This window comes from Pseudoalteromonas sp. SCSIO_11900, from assembly GCF_000576475.1.
GTDB classification, from domain to species: domain Bacteria; phylum Pseudomonadota; class Gammaproteobacteria; order Enterobacterales; family Alteromonadaceae; genus Pseudoalteromonas; species Pseudoalteromonas tetraodonis.
In genome coordinates, this window is sequence record NZ_KK070023.1 from 135,138 (window position 1) to 150,395 (window position 15,258).

The following is a 15,258-nucleotide window of genomic DNA, read 5'->3' on the forward strand; positions in this document are numbered from 1 at the left end:
CGACTTTTTATACGGCGCTTTTTTTGTACGTTTGGCAAAGCGCTTTTTTTGTACGTTTGGCAAAGCGCTTTTTAGGTGACGTTTTAGGTAACAGTGCAAATGCCTGACTATTGCAGTTCGCCGCTTGGCTTACAAAATTAGTTAAATCGGCTAATAAAGGTTGTATAAACTGCTGATAACTCATTGCTTGCTGTGCAATATCACCTAAACTCGACTCCCATTTTGCAGTTAAGTCGGGGCTTGATAACCCCTCTGGTAATACACTAATTAATGCCAGACCTGTTTCAGTTGCTTTAATTGCTTTTCCCTCACGTTTTAAAAAGCGACGTTTAAATAACAGCTCAATAATGCCTGCACGCGTTGCTTCTGTACCGAGGCCATCTGTTTCTTTTAATATTTTTTTGATTTGCAGGTCTTTTACATAACGGCTAATTCCCGTCATAGCAGCAAGTAAGGTTGCATCGGTAAAATGAGCCGGAGGAGATGTATGCTTTTGCACCACTTCACCTTTAGTACAAGTAAGTGCCATGCCTTTTTCTAAATAAGGTAATGTAGCTTCTTCTTTAAGTTCCGACTTACCCATGAGCAATTTAAAACCTAAGCTTACATCTTGCTTTGCACTTGCTTTAAATAAACCACCGGCTATGGTTACCTCTACTTTGCTTTCGTTATATATGTAGTCGGGATAAAACTGAATTAAATAGTGTCGACTTATTAACTGATAAATTTTTGCTTCATCATTGGCTAAACTCACACTTTTTAACTGTTTAGCTGTCGGCACAATGGCGTGATGAGCGGCCACTTTTGCATCATTAAAACATTTACTACGTTGTTTTGCATTTGCCTCATTTACCAGCTCTACTGACTGCCCACCATTTACGGCTATCGCTTTTAAAATAGCAGGTGCATCTTGGTGATGCTCTCTCGGTAAGTAACGGTTATCTGAGCGTGGGTAGGTAATTAATTTATGACGTTCATATAAAACTTGGCAAATATCGAGTACTTTTTGTGCTGGCATCCCAAAAGCTTTAGCAGCATCTATTTGTAAAGCAGATAAGTTATAAGGAAGAGGCGCGGTTTGTTTTTTTTGCTTTTGCTCAAGCGCTGTTACATTTGCGGGCTGATTAGCAATGCGTGAAGTCACATTTTCGGCTAAGGCTTTATTAAGTACTCTGCCCTCTTCATCTTGATATGGTTCGCACGCTTTACTCGGTATCCACTTAGCAGTAAATGATTGCTGCTCAGGTGTAACAAGATGAGCAAGTACTTCATAAAATGGTTTGGATACAAAATTTGCGATTTCATTATCACGATTTACAACTAAACCTAAAATAGGTGTTTGTACTCGCCCAACCGACAACACATTACCAAAGCCCGCTTTTTGCCCAGCTAGCGTATAAGCTCGCGTTAAATTCATACCAAACAACCAATCAGCACGAGACCGTGCTAAAGCAGATACACTTAAAGGGATAAAATCACGGTTAGCACACATACTATTTATTGACTTTTTAACTGCCGTTAAGTTTAAGTCACTGATCAATAAACGCTGAATATTTTGTTTTTTTGCTTGGCTGATTTTTGCTTGTTCTATAACTTCATCAACTAATAACTGGCCTTCACGGTCAGGATCGCCAGCATGTACAAGTGTTGTTGCTTTTTTGATTAGCTTTTTTAAAATAGTGAGTTGTTTACGAGTTTTAGGCTTTGCTTTAAGTTGCCAATGCTCAGGCACAATAGGTAAATGTTCAAACTGCCACTTTTTAAAACGCTCATCATAATCATCGGGTTCTGCTTGCTCAAGCAAATGACCTATGCACCAAGATACGCAATCACCATTTGCCACTTCAATATAGCCATCATGCTTTTTATGCGGTTTAGGAAGTGCGTCTGCAATAGCGCGACCCAAAGAGGGTTTTTCAGCAATATAAAGTTTCATAACATAGCTCTAACACTGTTCATATAAACAGTAGTCTAGCACATCATTTTAAACGAGGGGTATTTTTGTCGTTATAAGCTTAAAGCTTTATTTCGCTTATTAACAAAAATATATAAAAGCGGTAGATAACATATAACAACAGTAGCGATATTTATTAAGGGCATAAATGTTTGATACATAACAGTACTATACGATAAATCCCAAAGATGGCGATCTACTAAACGAAACAATTGCAGAATAGGGGCAGCAATAACCACAAGTTGGCCAAGTACACATTGCCACAAATGCACTTTATCTTTAAGACCCCAATAAGCAATAAGGGCCATCCAAGTAATATCTGTTAATGCCCATACAAGGTAACGGTATATATAAATACCATCATCAAACGCCATTAAACTTGAGTAGGTCACAGTGCCAAATAAGAAAAAAGCGGCGGTAATAACAACGAACCTAAGAGCTAAATAATCTTTGAGGATAAAGAATATAAAAATAGCCGGACTCAAAATAAGAACCCAGCTTTTACTTAATATACTTACAAAATACAAAAACCATTCAGGCAAACTAAATAACCTTACTTAACTTTTGTATCTTCATCAGTTCCATCGCCGTTACCAGGCATACTACAATACTTAGTCAACATATTCGCCCCATTACATTTGTTAATAATGTTGCACTCTACGCTAAAAAAGGTACATAGCCAAGTCATTCTATCTTACATCAATTGGCGCTGACTCTTTTGCCTTACCTTGTAAAATAGATATTTCTACACGGCGATTGCGTCTGCGATCTTCGCGGGAATCATTAGGTACTAAAGGTCGTGTTTCTGCACGCCCTACCACCATCATTCTGGTTTTATCAAAACCTGGAACTTTTTGTAATTCACTCGCTACCGCAACTGCGCGTTTAGAGGATAAATCCCAGTTATTAATGTAAAGCTCGTTGGATACCTGAAAATCATCCGTATGACCAGACACCGTAATTTCACCGGGTACATCTTTAAGTAATCGGCCAATATCTTGAATGATAGGTTTAAATTGTGGTTGTAAAAATGCACTCCCCGATGGAAACGAGCCATTTTCTCTAATACGAATTATGATTTGCTGCCCTAAAGATTCAAGCTCAATAGCCCCATCAATAATTTGTTTTTCAAGCTGTTGCGCAATTTTTTTAACTAAGTCATTTATTTGCTCTTGATCAGCAGCAGACACTGCCGTAGCTGCAGCAACTTCCTCTGAGGTACTGCTTGATTCACCACCTCGCTTTTCACCACGTTGCTCTTGACGTCCACCTGCGGAGCTTTCATCTCCCGCCTGAAACTCAAGCATTTGTTGAGTCATTTCAACCGTTTGTTGCTGAATGGTTTCTATAGGAGTTGGCTCAGGTTTACCCGGCGTAAACTCCATAGCAATAACAGATGTCCCTTTTGGAATGTCTTTTACCTCTATTTTATTTTGTACACCAAAAGCAAACTTCATTGAGCCCGCAATTTGTTTAAATTTAAGTACATCCATTTCAGAAAATGCGAGTAAAAGTACAAAAAAGCACATTAATAGCGACATTAAATCGGCAAATGTCCCCATCCATGCAGGTAACCCTGGAGGAGGGCATTTGCACTCTTCATCTGACATAATTATTCCTCAGTATTGACTGCGCGTTTTGATTCAGCTAGATAATTTTTCAAAATTCCTTCAATTACTTTAGGATTTTGGCCATCTTGGATGCCTAATACCGCATCTAAAATTAAGCGCTGATTCATGGCCTCTTCGTCTTTACGCAGTTCAAGTTTTACCTGAATAGGAATGGCGACAACATTCGCCAAAAATGCCCCATACAACGTTGTTAACAAGGCTACCGCCATTGCAGGTCCGATTGCTTTTGGATCATCCATGTTCGAGAGCATAGCCACTAAGCCTATCAACGTACCGATCATCCCCATTGCGGGAGCAATATCACCTAGCGACTTAAATAAGCTTGCGCCCATTTCATGACGAGTCGTCGTCAGGGAAATATCTTTTTGTAATGTTGCACGCACAACATCCGCATCATGCCCATCCACGAGCATATCAACGCCTTTGCGCATGAATGGATTTGGAATTTCGGCTTCTTCTAAGGCTAAAAACCCGCCTTTTCGGGCAGAATCTGCTAGCTCAACCGCCTTTTCAATTAACGCTTCAGGGGGTTCAATTTTAAACATAAACGCTTTTGCACATACTTTACCAATGCCAAGAAATTGCGACATGGTAAAATTAGATAAAACGATAAAAAGGGAACCACCAAATACGATAACCACAGAAGGGGTATTGTAAAACATAGCGACTTCACCGCTACTACTCATAAACATGGACATGACAATTAAGCCAATTGCGCCAAGGATCCCAATAATGGTTGCTAAATCCACATTCCCTCCAAAGGTTTTATATTTTTTCTTCGCAAGCGTTGTTATTAATTGTTTATCGGCAAGATACTGAAATACTTAAGTGATTTTTATGATAAACGGTAAAATTACGATTAGTCCTATTTTAGATCAACATAGGTAATCAACCTAATTAATCAAAATTAATAATTTTAAAAAATAACGTTGAAACGCAATAAAACCCAATCAACAGCATTTATCTATCAAAAAACAATATCATTCTTTGACCTAGTTTAGCATTCCCCCTAAAATTGGCGTCTAAATTTATTATGTAAGTTGAAAATAAAGATGGCGACTAAAAAACCTGAAAATTTAAGTTTCGAACAAGCACTAGAAGAGCTAACAACAATTGTCAGTGAAATGGAACAAGGTGATTTATCGCTTGAACAGTCTTTAAAGCAATTTGAGCGAGGTATTGCACTTGCGAGCGCATCTTCAGGCAAACTTCAACAAGCTGAGCAAAAGGTGTCGATATTAATGGGTAATGACGAAAAAGCACCGCTTACTCAGTTTGATAACGATTTGGAATAATTGTGAGCATAAAAGAACAAATAAAGCTCGCTCAAGATGATGTAGTCAATACACTCAACCTTTATTTCGAACAACCACTTGAAAGCGACAACACCATAAAAGAAGCCACACATTACAGTCTAATGAATGGCGGGAAGAGATTACGCCCTTTTTTGGTTTATACCACAGGCAAAATGCTCGGTGCTGAAAAACGTGATTTAGATGTGCTGGCAGCAGCCATTGAATGCATTCATAGTTATTCATTAGTGCATGACGATTTACCTGCGATGGATGATGACGACTTACGCCGTGGTCGCCCTACTTGCCATATTGTATACGGTGAAGCACAAGCGATTTTAGCTGGAGATGCACTGCAAACTTTAGCATTTGAACTTATTGCCAAGCATAAATTTAAATGCTCGACTGAAGCACAATTAAAAATGATCGCAGCATTAGCGCATGCTTCGGGGTTACAAGGTATGGTTGCCGGACAAGGCCGTGATATTGCAGCAACCGATAAGGTTATTACTGTTGATGAGTTAGAACGTATTCATAAACTTAAAACCGGTGCGCTAATAAATTGTGCGATTACTCTTGGTGCACTGTGTGCTCCTAATACGAGCCAACAAACTTTAGATAACTTATCAACTTTTGGATACGCTATAGGGCTTGCATTTCAGGTTCATGACGATATTTTAGATGTTGAGGGCGATACGCTTACTTTAGGCAAGCCACAAGGGTCAGATATTGCAGCGAATAAAGCGACATACCCCGCTTTATTAGGTATGCTAGGCGCTAAGCAAAAAGCACAAAATTTAATACAACAAGCCCATGAGGCATTAGCTAACATTGACGCAGACACAACAGATTTAGCGGCATTGGCAAACTATTTAATTGAACGTGACCATTAAACATGGCTAAACCGTATTAAATCTTAGAACAAAATTATTACTGAATATTAAGTCGCCTTTTAAACCTCGTTTGTTTTGAGGAGGGTTAATATTAGCGAAGGATATATAAAAAACCATGACACTTGATAGCAGCAAGTATCCATTACTTGATTTGGTGAACGAACCAGCCCACTTGCGAGAGTTAGCACAAGATAAGCTTCCTGCATTTAGCCATGAATTGCGTGACTATTTAGTCAATTCGGTATCGCAAAGTAGCGGTCATTTAGCGTCTGGTTTAGGAACCGTAGAACTTACCGTTGCATTACATTATGTATACAACACACCCGATGACCGTTTGGTCTGGGATGTGGGCCATCAAGCTTATCCGCATAAAATACTGACTGGCCGCCGTGACCAAATGCATACCATTCGCCAAAAAGACGGATTGCACCCTTTCCCTTTTAGAGATGAAAGTGAATACGATACCTTTAGTGTTGGCCATTCAAGTACCTCAATTTCTGCGGCGCTGGGTATGTCCATTGCTGCGCAAAAAGAAGGCAAAGGGCGTAAAACAGTCGCGGTAATCGGCGATGGCGCAATTACTGCGGGTATGGCCTTTGAAGCAATGAACCACCTTGGCGATGTTAAATCAGACATGCTGATCATTTTGAACGATAACGAAATGTCGATATCTGAAAACGTCGGTGCGTTAACCAATCATTTTGCGCGTATTTTATCAGGTAGCTTTTATACCAACATCCGCGAAGGCAGTAAAAAGCTGCTCTCTGGTGTACCGCCGGTAAAAGAGCTTGCCAGCCGTATGGAAGAACATATTAAAGGGATGATGATCCCGGGTACTTTTTTTGAAGAATTAGGTCTAAATTACATTGGCCCAATTGATGGACATGATGTGAATATGTTGGTTGATACGCTGCGCAATATGCGTAACTTAAAAGGCCCACAGCTTTTACATATAAAAACCCAAAAAGGCAAAGGTTATAAGCCTGCCGAAGCCGATCCGATTGGTTATCATGGCGTACCAAAATTTGATCCTGCAACATCAAGCTTACCAAAATCTAAGCCAGGTGCGGCGACTTTCTCAAATGTGTTTGGTGATTGGCTTTGTGACATGGCCGAGCAAGACAGTAAACTCATGGCAATCACGCCAGCTATGCGTGAAGGTTCAGGTATGGTACGTTTTTCTAAAGTGTATCCAGAACAATACTTTGACGTAGCGATAGCAGAACAACACGCCGTTACTCTTGCTGCAGGTTTTGCCTGTGAGGGCTTAAAGCCCGTTGTGGCTATCTATTCTAGCTTTTTACAACGCGCGTACGATCAACTAATTCACGACGTTGCACTGCAAAACCTACCGGTATTATTTGCTATAGACCGCGCCGGTATTGTTGGAGCCGATGGTGAAACCCATCAAGGCGCCTACGACTTAAGCTTTATGCGCTGTATACCTAACATGGTCATTATGGCCCCAAGTGATACTAACGAATGCCGTCATATGCTTTATACAGGCTATCAAGCTAATTGTCCTGTTGCTGTTCGTTACCCGCGTGGTAGTGCAGGCTCAGCAGACATTCAAAGCACTATGCAAAAGCTAGAAATTGGTAAAGCGAATGTAATTAAAAAAGGTACTAAAGTGGCTATATTGTCATTTGGTACCTTGCTTGAAAACGCACAACTTGCCACTAATGAGCTCAATGCTACATTAGTAAACATGCGATTTATTAAGCCACTTGATACGGCATTAATTGATGAGCTGATTAATGATAACGATATTATTGTAACCCTTGAAGATAACGCGATTGCGGGCGGTGCAGGCTCTGCAGTTAATGAATATTTAGCGAGCATTAAAGCCGATGTAAAAGTGCTTAACTTAGGTATTCCTGATGAATTCATTAAACATGGCACACAACAGCAAATGCACGATGAAATGGGGTTAGGTGAACATGGTATTTTAACTTCAATTAAAGCATTTATGAGCTAATACTTATAGTGTTTAATAAAAAAGGAGCCATTGGCTCCTTTTTTATTGCTCATCTATAATCTCTAGCGCATCCACACCTTAATGTCGGCTAGACCATTGCTTTGTAACAAACCAATTTGCTGTTCAACATTGGGGTTTTGCTCAAACTCAAATGCATCTAATTGCTCGTCAAAGGTAATATTAGCGACGCCATCGCCGCCGCGTTTTTTAACTTGATGTAATGCTATGTCAGCTAGATTAATTGATGTTTCCCAGCTAATAACTTGCCCACCTAAAAGAGGTAAAGGATAGAACGACCACCCGACTGACGCTGTTATATTGGTTGTTTCACCGTTAGGAAGCTGAAACGAATAATCAGCAATTGCTTGGCATAATTCAGATACATAGCTGTCGATTAAATTACATTTAAAATCGCGCAATAACAGTAAAAACTCATCACCACTCCAACGGGCAACATAATCAGAACCTTGGGTACGCGAGTTAAGTAATGCCGCTACTTGTTGTAAACAGCTATCTCCGGCAATAGGGCCATAGGCATCGTTAATGCGGCTAAAGTTATCTAAATTAATAATTAACAATACCAACGATTTACCTTGAGCCTGCAATGACTGCGAGTTACGCTGAAAATGCTCAATATCTTTTGGTAGTTGATCAAACAAAAAACGGCGACTTCTCAGCCCTGTTAGCTCATCAGAGTGACTAACAAGCTTAAGCTGAGAGTTTACTTGGTTTAATTTATCGTTTGCTTGGCGAAGCTCAAGGGTTCGCTCAGTAATAAGCCCCTCAAGAACTTGCTGCTTACGTCGCTCTTGAACTTTAAATACCCAAAACACCAAATAAAAGAGCAACACAAAACCACTGGTGATCAGTAATCTAAAATATATAGTTTCACCAAATCGTTCAGGCACCACAAAAGCGTATTCGGCCGATTGCGCTTTGCCCCAATCTTCACCTTGACGTTTTGTCTCTAATTCAAATAAAAACATACCTGCTGGTAAGTTAGTGTAAATTGCTTCTCGGCGGGTATTTGCATAGCGCCAATCATTATCAAGCCCATTGAGTTTATACCTAAACTCTATACTTGCAGGTGCATAGTAATCGATGGCGGTATAGGTAAGCGTTACATCACGCTCGTCAGTTTTAAGTACTGGCTTTTTACCTAACGCAGCCGCAGTAAGTTTTCGTGATGGCGTGGTTAAAGTTTCTATAGTTGGTTTAAGTGAACGCAGTCCAAATAATTCTACGTCTTTAGGAATTTCTACAACACCTTGCAAGCTGGGATACCAAATTGAATTATCCATATCAACCACCGCATCATGGCCTAAACCATTACAGCATTGACTTGCTTTACCATCGAGCTGTCGATCAAATGAAGAGATCACTTCCTCCACTTTTAGGCTTTCAATGTTGGCTTTGAATTGCTCAACCGGCATGCGATAAACCCCTTTCATGGTGCTTACCCAAATACGTTTTGTAGTATCATCGTATTCAAGACTAAATATAGAACCGTATGGCAGCCCATTGGCGGCATCTAATTGCTGCCACTGCCCTTGTCCACTGCGATAAAACAAACCATCGTTAAGCGAGCCAATTAAAATCCCCACACCTTTAATGTGTAAAATGCTAGTCACGTACGCACTTTCCAAAGTGGTTTGGTCGCCTATTTTTTCTATCCCGCGTTCAGTAAAGTAATACGCCCCTTTACTGGTACCAATCACGCCAAAATTTGGTTTATCTAAAACATAGGTTACAAACTTACTGCCTAAAAAAGCATTGTACGCAAAAGGGTTTAAGCCATTGTAATTTAAACGATATAAGCCTCGCCCAGTGCCCACCCAAAAGCCGCCTTTAGTCGACGTACTAATAGCAAATACAGGATTATCACTCAACGCACGGGCAGGAAAACTATATAAGGTATTCGACTCGTAGAAAAACAAACCTCTACCAGTGGCAACATAAAGACGATTGCCGTCAAACTGTAAGTCATGTACTGAGGCGTTGCCATACTTGGTACTGTTAATGACATTGATAAACGTTTTATCGGCATCGAAATAGCCTACGCCGCTTTTGTTGGCAATCCATAACTTACCATCTGGTGATTTACTAATGGCCATAACCGCTTCGGTCATTTTAGAAATGGCTGAATGGCGCTCTATTCGCCCTTCGTGAGCAAGCCAAAGTCCCTCACTAAAACTCGCTAACCATATATTATTTTCATCATCTCTAAATATATCGGCAAACCAAATACTTTGATCTAATTGACTGGGCTCAACCCATTGCCAATCATCCGATTTCCCTCTGAACAATAAGCGCCCATAAGTCGATACCCACAGGCCACCATTGCCATCACTCATAAACTTATAAACGGCTGAGTTGTTAGCGTTAGGCAGCGGAAATGGGCGTAGCTCATCATCTAAATCTAAAAAGTAAGCACCTAGCTCAGAAGCAAGATATAAATTGCCATTTAAAAAGGATAAGTCGTGAACAATTGTTTGCGCTAAACGATCAGGCAAGGCCACTTTAGCGGTAAGCTCTAAGCGCAATTTAGAAAAATCAGACGCGCTTTGCGTCAAGCGCAATAAATTACGATCGTTAACCAGCCAAATTCCCTCGGGTGAGAGCGCCATTTTACTGACTGACCCTACTATTTGGGTGATCGCAGTGGCATTTACGATAGGGCTCGGATTGTTTAGCTGGTCGCGCAGCTCTATCTGGCCTCTGTCTATGTAATAAAGCCCATTAGCTGCTATCCAAATACTGCCTTTAGAGTCTTCAAGAATATCTCTAACAGGGCCTTTAATATTAAACTCTTGTGCGGTTAGCTTTTCTGGGTCTATAACAACGAGGCCGTTTTTCGTGCCTATCCATAATAGTCCTTGGCCATCAATCAGTAATTTATTGATGCCATTGCTGGGTAAAAACAGACTATTTTGAGTGTTGTAATTAGTAAAAGTGTTACCATCAAATCGGCTTAATCCGAATTGCGTACCAAGCCACATGTAGCCTTGGTTATCTTGCACCACACTTTTAAGGGATTGTGAGGGAAGTCCGTCTTTAATGTTCCATTGTTTAACTACGTAATCAGTAATTGAAGCCGTACTTGGCATGGCACACATCAAGAGTACACAAACCAATAAAAATCGCATCATAGTGCTGCCACCTAGTTAAACAAATAATAAATTAAAAGGGTAGTAAACCTACTTTTATCAATGCTTGCAAACAAATAAGCGAAAAAATACCTGCAAGTACATCATCGGCCATAATACCAAACCCACCATGAGCACGTTTATCAAGTATACGAATCGGCCCTGGCTTTGCTATATCAAAAAAGCGAAATAGTAAAAAGCCCACTAATAAGGTTTGCCAATTCAGTGCTGCACCAATCATCGTTATATAGTAACCAGCGACTTCATCCCAAACAATAGCGGGGTGGTCATGAACTTGAAGGTCATCAGCTGTTTTTCCACATGCCCAAATACCAAATATACTGATCACCACCGCAAATACAATTTGTAACCATAACGGAAAATGCATGGTAATAAAAATAAATGGTAACGCCGCTAAAGTACCAAATGTACCAGGGGCTTTAGGCGCAAGCCCTGTACCAAAACCCAAACCAAAAAATTGATGTGGGCGTTTTAAATTAAATAATCGGTTTTTATTCAAACCTGCTCCTTGGAAAAGTGCTCAAAGCCTTTGTGCTCAAAAACAAACTTTTCACCTTGGTGTAATAATTCTATATTCCCGTCACCACTTTTGATTTGGCCGATACAGGTTGCTTCTACACCGTATTGGCGCAACTTAATATCGAGCATACTCTTATTACTGTCTGGGACAGTGTAAAGTAGTTCATAGTCATCGCCATAGTTGAGTATAAAAGGAAGCTGTTGCTCAAAATCAAGACTCGCTTGCATCGCATCAGAAGTAGGTACATTTTCAATATTGATTGTTGCACTGACCTGTGACAAATCCAAAATGTGCCCTAAGTCAGCAAGTAAACCGTCTGAAATATCAATCGCTGATGACGCTAAGCCACGCAAAGCTTGTCCGGCGGCCACGCGTGGCGTTGGAAAGTTTAAACATTTATTAATATGCTTTAAATGTTCAGGTGCAACTGGCAAACCTTGTTTTTTTGACTCAATTGCCAAACCAGCATCACCTAGCGGTCCGGTTACAAAAATCCAGTCGCCCACTTTTGCGCCACTTCGACACAGTGCTTTACCTTCAGGAACCGTGCCTTTTGCACAAATAGTAATACTGAGTGGGCCTTGAGTCGTATCGCCACCAATAATTTGTACATTAAAGTACTCAGCAATTTCATGCATGCCGTCAGTCAGCTCTGCAATCCATTGTGGATCGATACTTGGCAACGTGAGTGCAACCGATACCCATGTAGGCTCTGCACCCATGGCAGCTAAATCACTTAAATTTACTGCCAGAGCTCGATGCCCTAATGCGCGAGGAGAGATATCATGAAAAAAATGCACCCCAGCAACTAAGGTATCTGTTGTTATAGCAAGCTGGCAGTTTGCTGGTACTGTGACAAGCGCACAGTCATCTCCAATCCCTAAATTAACATCGCGACGAGTGATACCGCGACCTTTAAAGTAGTGATTAATTAATTCAAATTCCTTCATACACAAAAAAGCCGACCTATGCCGGCTCTCCTTTTTAACGGTTATTTATAACAACTCACTGAAATTAATATGCAGCTTAAGTTGTTATGACTTGCGTAACTGTTTTACAGCTTTATCAAGTACACCGTTTACAAATTTATGGCTATCTTCAGCACCAAACATTTTCGCTAATTCAATGCTTTCATTGATAGCCACTTTGTAAGGAACATCTTCACGAAATTTAAGCTCGTAGCTGCTTAAACGTAAGATTGCACGTTCAACTTCGTCTAATTCATCAAATGGACGAGTTAAATGAGGCGATACAGCTTCGTCTAGTTGCTTATGATTTACGGCAACTCCACGTGCTAAATCTTTAAAATATTCAACATCAATTTTAGTCACATCGTTTTCGATCAACATTTGTTGTTCGATATCGGCAATCGCATTGCCGCTTAATTGCCATGAATACACGGCTTGAAGTGCTAATATACGTGCTTTACGTCTTGCTGCTGGTTTCACAAAAATTCCTTAAACTTAAATTTTATCTAACACATTAACCATTTCAAGCGCACCTAAAGCAGCTTCGCCGCCTTTGTTACCCATTTTGGTACCTGCGCGCTCAATTGCTTGCTCAATGCTTTCAGTGGTTAATACGCCAAATGCAACCGGGATATCATACTCAAGCGATACTTGTGCAAGCCCTTTATTTGACTCGCCAGCGACGAGATCAAAGTGAGGCGTGCCCCCTCTGATCACTACACCTAAGGCGATAATTGCATCATATTCTTTTTTTGCTGCAACGCGTTTCGCTGCTAAAGGTAATTCAACCGCACCGGGTACGTAAATCACGGTAATATCGTCTTCTGATACTCCACCAGTACGTTTTAGCTCATCAACAGCACCTGCAAGCAAGCTACTACCAATAAAGTCATTAAAACGAGAAATGACAATGGCAAACTTTTTGCCTGGAGCGTATTTATTACCTTCAATAATTTTCATTTGATAACCCTAAAAATAAGTTTAAGCGATTTCGGTTGCGCAAAAATTGATGCGCATTATACCACATAAATAAAATAATAACCTAGCGCGTAATTATTGTGGCTCTACGTAGTCAACCACTTCTAAATGGAACCCTGATAATGCATGGTATTTTTTAGGTAAACTCATCAAACGCATTTTTTGAATACCTAAATCAGCCAGAATTTGCGAACCCACACCTACGGTGCGCGAAGTACCTTGAAATTTACGTGGCGTCACATTTTCACCCGCATCAGCTGCGGCAAACGCTTTTACTGTGGCTTCTAACTCTTCAGTGCTTTCTTGCTTACCTAAAATAACTAAGGCGCCATTATGCTCAGCAATATAAGCCATTGCTTGCGATAAACCCCAACTACGGTCAGCATTGCGATCAGAGAGTAAAATATCGTTAAAAGTACTTTGTAAATGCACACGTACTAAGGTCGGTTCTTGTTGTTTTATTTCACCTTTAAGCAGTGCATAGTGTAACTGCCCATCAATGGTGTCTTTGTAAGTCACTAAGTCAAACTCACCATGTTCAGTTGGCAATTTACATTTTGCAACTTGCTCAATTGTGGTTTCGTTTAGGTTGCGGTACTCGATTAAATCAGCAATGGTGCCAATTTTAATATCATGTTGCTTAGCAAATACTTCTAAATCAGGACGACGCGCCATGGTGCCATCTTCATTTAGGATTTCTACAATCACTGATGATGGCTCAAGCCCTGCTAAACGCGCTAAGTCACACCCCGCTTCTGTATGCCCTGCACGTGTTAACACGCCGCCTGGTTGCGCCATAATAGGAAAAATATGACCTGGTTGTACAATATCGCTTGGCACAGCGCCTTTCGCAATGGCAGCTTGAACAGTGCGAGCACGATCCGCTGCAGAAATACCTGTGGTGACCCCTTTTGATGCTTCAATTGACATGGTGAAATTAGTTGAGAATGCGGCACCATTATTTTTTACCATTAATGGTAAATCAAGCTGCGAGCAACGCTCTTGAGTCATCGTTAAACAAATTAGTCCACGGCCATGAGTCGCCATAAAGTTAATCGCTTCTGCACTAATGTGTTCAGCAGCAATAATTAAATCGCCTTCATTTTCTCTGTCTTCATCATCCATTAAAATAACCATTTTACCGGCTTTAATGTCATCAATTATTTCTTGTGCGCTGTTTAAATTCATAAGTTGCTCGTATAAGTTGTCAATGTCGTTATTTTATAAAGCCCGCTTTAGCGAGTAAGCTCATCGAAATATCTGAACCCGAAGGTTGGTCAGCCCCTCTAACTAGGCGCTCTAAATAACGTGCTATTTGGTCGACCTCTAAATTAACCTGGGTGCCAACTTTAAAGTCAGCTATGGTCGTTTGCTCGCTGGTGTGGGGCACAATCGTCAGTTTAAATTTATTACCTTCAACCGCATTAACCGTCAGGCTAATACCATCAATACAAACCGACCCTTTGTAAGGAATGTATTTCATTAAATTTTCATCGGTGGCTAACCAATATTCTGTTGCTCGCGCATTGGCATTAATCGCTGTAATAGTAGCAATACCATCTACATGGCCAGATACTAAATGACCACCGAGGCGCGAAACAGGTTGCATCGCCTTTTCTAGATTAACGGTTTGCCCTAATGCGTAATGTGCAAATCCCGTTAAGCTAATCGTTTCATTTGATAAGTCAGCACTAAAGCCATCAATATGCTTATCAACAACCGTCAGGCAGACACCATTAGTTGCAATACTGTCACCTAACTTAACATCACTCATATCAAGGTTTTTACTTTGGATACGAATAGCTAAATCACCTTGTTTTTTTTGTAATAACGCAATTTTACCTGTCGCTTCAACTATTCCAGTAAACATAGTGCTA

The 15,258-nt window shown here is 40.5% G+C and carries 14 protein-coding genes; 3 read left to right on the top strand and 11 right to left on the bottom strand.

Going from position 1 to position 15,258, the window contains the following annotated elements; all coding sequences use genetic code 11:
* Positions 1–7: 7 nt before the first annotated feature.
* The 4 genes from BG00_RS00625 to pomA all read right to left on the bottom strand — a co-directional run bounded on the left by BG00_RS00625 (position 8) and on the right by pomA (position 4,334).
* Positions 8–1,936, bottom strand: coding sequence for a DNA topoisomerase III (locus BG00_RS00625; RefSeq protein ID WP_036979860.1), 1,929 nt, complete (start codon positions 1,934–1,936; stop codon positions 8–10).
* Positions 1,937–2,007: 71 nt separating this feature from the next.
* Entirely contained in the window at positions 2,008–2,496 is a 489-nt protein-coding gene (locus BG00_RS00630; RefSeq protein WP_036979862.1) for a hypothetical protein, read from the bottom strand.
* Between the two features lie 147 nt (positions 2,497–2,643).
* Positions 2,644–3,564, bottom strand: coding sequence for a flagellar motor protein MotB (locus BG00_RS00635; protein ID WP_028834921.1), 921 nt, complete (start codon positions 3,562–3,564; stop codon positions 2,644–2,646).
* A 2-nt stretch (positions 3,565–3,566) separates the two neighbouring features.
* Positions 3,567–4,334, bottom strand: coding sequence for a flagellar motor protein PomA (gene pomA / locus BG00_RS00640; RefSeq protein WP_036979865.1), 768 nt, complete (start codon positions 4,332–4,334; stop codon positions 3,567–3,569).
* 303 nt (positions 4,335–4,637) lie between these two features.
* Between pomA and xseB the strand changes: the two genes are divergently transcribed.
* The 3 genes from xseB to dxs all read left to right on the top strand — a co-directional run bounded on the left by xseB (position 4,638) and on the right by dxs (position 7,748).
* Entirely contained in the window at positions 4,638–4,880 is a 243-nt protein-coding gene (gene xseB, locus BG00_RS00645) for an exodeoxyribonuclease VII small subunit (protein WP_010390946.1), read from the top strand.
* A 2-nt stretch (positions 4,881–4,882) separates the two neighbouring features.
* On the top strand, positions 4,883–5,770 hold the full coding sequence (ispA, locus tag BG00_RS00650; RefSeq protein ID WP_036979869.1) for a (2E,6E)-farnesyl diphosphate synthase: 888 nt from the start codon (positions 4,883–4,885) through the stop codon (positions 5,768–5,770).
* Positions 5,771–5,885: 115 nt separating this feature from the next.
* Entirely contained in the window at positions 5,886–7,748 is a 1,863-nt protein-coding gene (gene dxs / locus BG00_RS00655; RefSeq protein ID WP_036979872.1) for a 1-deoxy-D-xylulose-5-phosphate synthase, read from the top strand.
* A 62-nt stretch (positions 7,749–7,810) separates the two neighbouring features.
* On the opposite strand, the gene BG00_RS00660 is transcribed toward dxs, so the two are convergent.
* From BG00_RS00660 to BG00_RS00690, 7 genes are all read right to left on the bottom strand, one after another.
* Entirely contained in the window at positions 7,811–10,897 is a 3,087-nt protein-coding gene (locus tag BG00_RS00660; protein ID WP_036979875.1) for a ligand-binding sensor domain-containing diguanylate cyclase, read from the bottom strand.
* A 31-nt stretch (positions 10,898–10,928) separates the two neighbouring features.
* A complete protein-coding gene (locus BG00_RS00665; RefSeq protein WP_008110211.1) occupies positions 10,929–11,414 on the bottom strand; it encodes a phosphatidylglycerophosphatase A family protein in 486 nt (161 codons plus the stop codon).
* Positions 11,411–12,385: a thiamine-phosphate kinase gene (gene thiL, locus BG00_RS00670; RefSeq protein WP_036979878.1), complete on the bottom strand. Its 975-nt coding sequence runs from the start codon at positions 12,383–12,385 to the stop codon at positions 11,411–11,413. The genes BG00_RS00665 and thiL overlap by 4 nt, the downstream gene beginning before the upstream one ends.
* An 84-nt stretch (positions 12,386–12,469) precedes the next feature.
* Positions 12,470–12,883, bottom strand: a complete 414-nt coding sequence (gene nusB / locus BG00_RS00675) for a transcription antitermination factor NusB (protein WP_008110215.1) — start codon at positions 12,881–12,883, stop codon at positions 12,470–12,472.
* Positions 12,884–12,898: 15 nt separating this feature from the next.
* Positions 12,899–13,363 carry a 6,7-dimethyl-8-ribityllumazine synthase gene (ribH, locus tag BG00_RS00680; RefSeq protein ID WP_008110216.1) on the bottom strand — a complete coding sequence of 155 codons (465 nt, stop codon included), beginning with the start codon at positions 13,361–13,363 and terminating at the stop codon, positions 12,899–12,901.
* Between the two features lie 93 nt (positions 13,364–13,456).
* Positions 13,457–14,569: a bifunctional 3,4-dihydroxy-2-butanone-4-phosphate synthase/GTP cyclohydrolase II gene (gene ribBA / locus BG00_RS00685; protein ID WP_013464232.1), complete on the bottom strand. Its 1,113-nt coding sequence runs from the start codon at positions 14,567–14,569 to the stop codon at positions 13,457–13,459.
* Positions 14,570–14,597: 28 nt separating this feature from the next.
* Positions 14,598–15,251, bottom strand: a complete 654-nt coding sequence (locus BG00_RS00690; RefSeq protein ID WP_036979881.1) for a riboflavin synthase — start codon at positions 15,249–15,251, stop codon at positions 14,598–14,600.
* Positions 15,252–15,258: the final 7 nt, after the last annotated feature.

Bases quoted from the DNA above. Each gene is read 5' to 3' on its own strand.
- BG00_RS00625 (WP_036979860.1), bottom strand. From the start codon at position 1,936: ATGAAACTTTATATTGCTGAAAAACCCTCTTTGGGTCGCGCTATTGCA.
- BG00_RS00635 (WP_028834921.1), bottom strand. From the start codon at position 3,564: ATGTCAGATGAAGAGTGCAAATGCCCTCCTCCAGGGTTACCTGCATGG.
- xseB (WP_010390946.1), top strand. From the start codon at position 4,638: ATGGCGACTAAAAAACCTGAAAATTTAAGTTTCGAACAAGCACTAGAA.
- dxs (WP_036979872.1), top strand. From the start codon at position 5,886: ATGACACTTGATAGCAGCAAGTATCCATTACTTGATTTGGTGAACGAA.
- BG00_RS00660 (WP_036979875.1), bottom strand. From the start codon at position 10,897: ATGATGCGATTTTTATTGGTTTGTGTACTCTTGATGTGTGCCATGCCA.
- thiL (WP_036979878.1), bottom strand. From the start codon at position 12,385: ATGAAGGAATTTGAATTAATTAATCACTACTTTAAAGGTCGCGGTATC.
- ribH (WP_008110216.1), bottom strand. From the start codon at position 13,363: ATGAAAATTATTGAAGGTAATAAATACGCTCCAGGCAAAAAGTTTGCC.
- ribBA (WP_013464232.1), bottom strand. From the start codon at position 14,569: ATGAATTTAAACAGCGCACAAGAAATAATTGATGACATTAAAGCCGGT.
- BG00_RS00690 (WP_036979881.1), bottom strand. From the start codon at position 15,251: ATGTTTACTGGAATAGTTGAAGCGACAGGTAAAATTGCGTTATTACAA.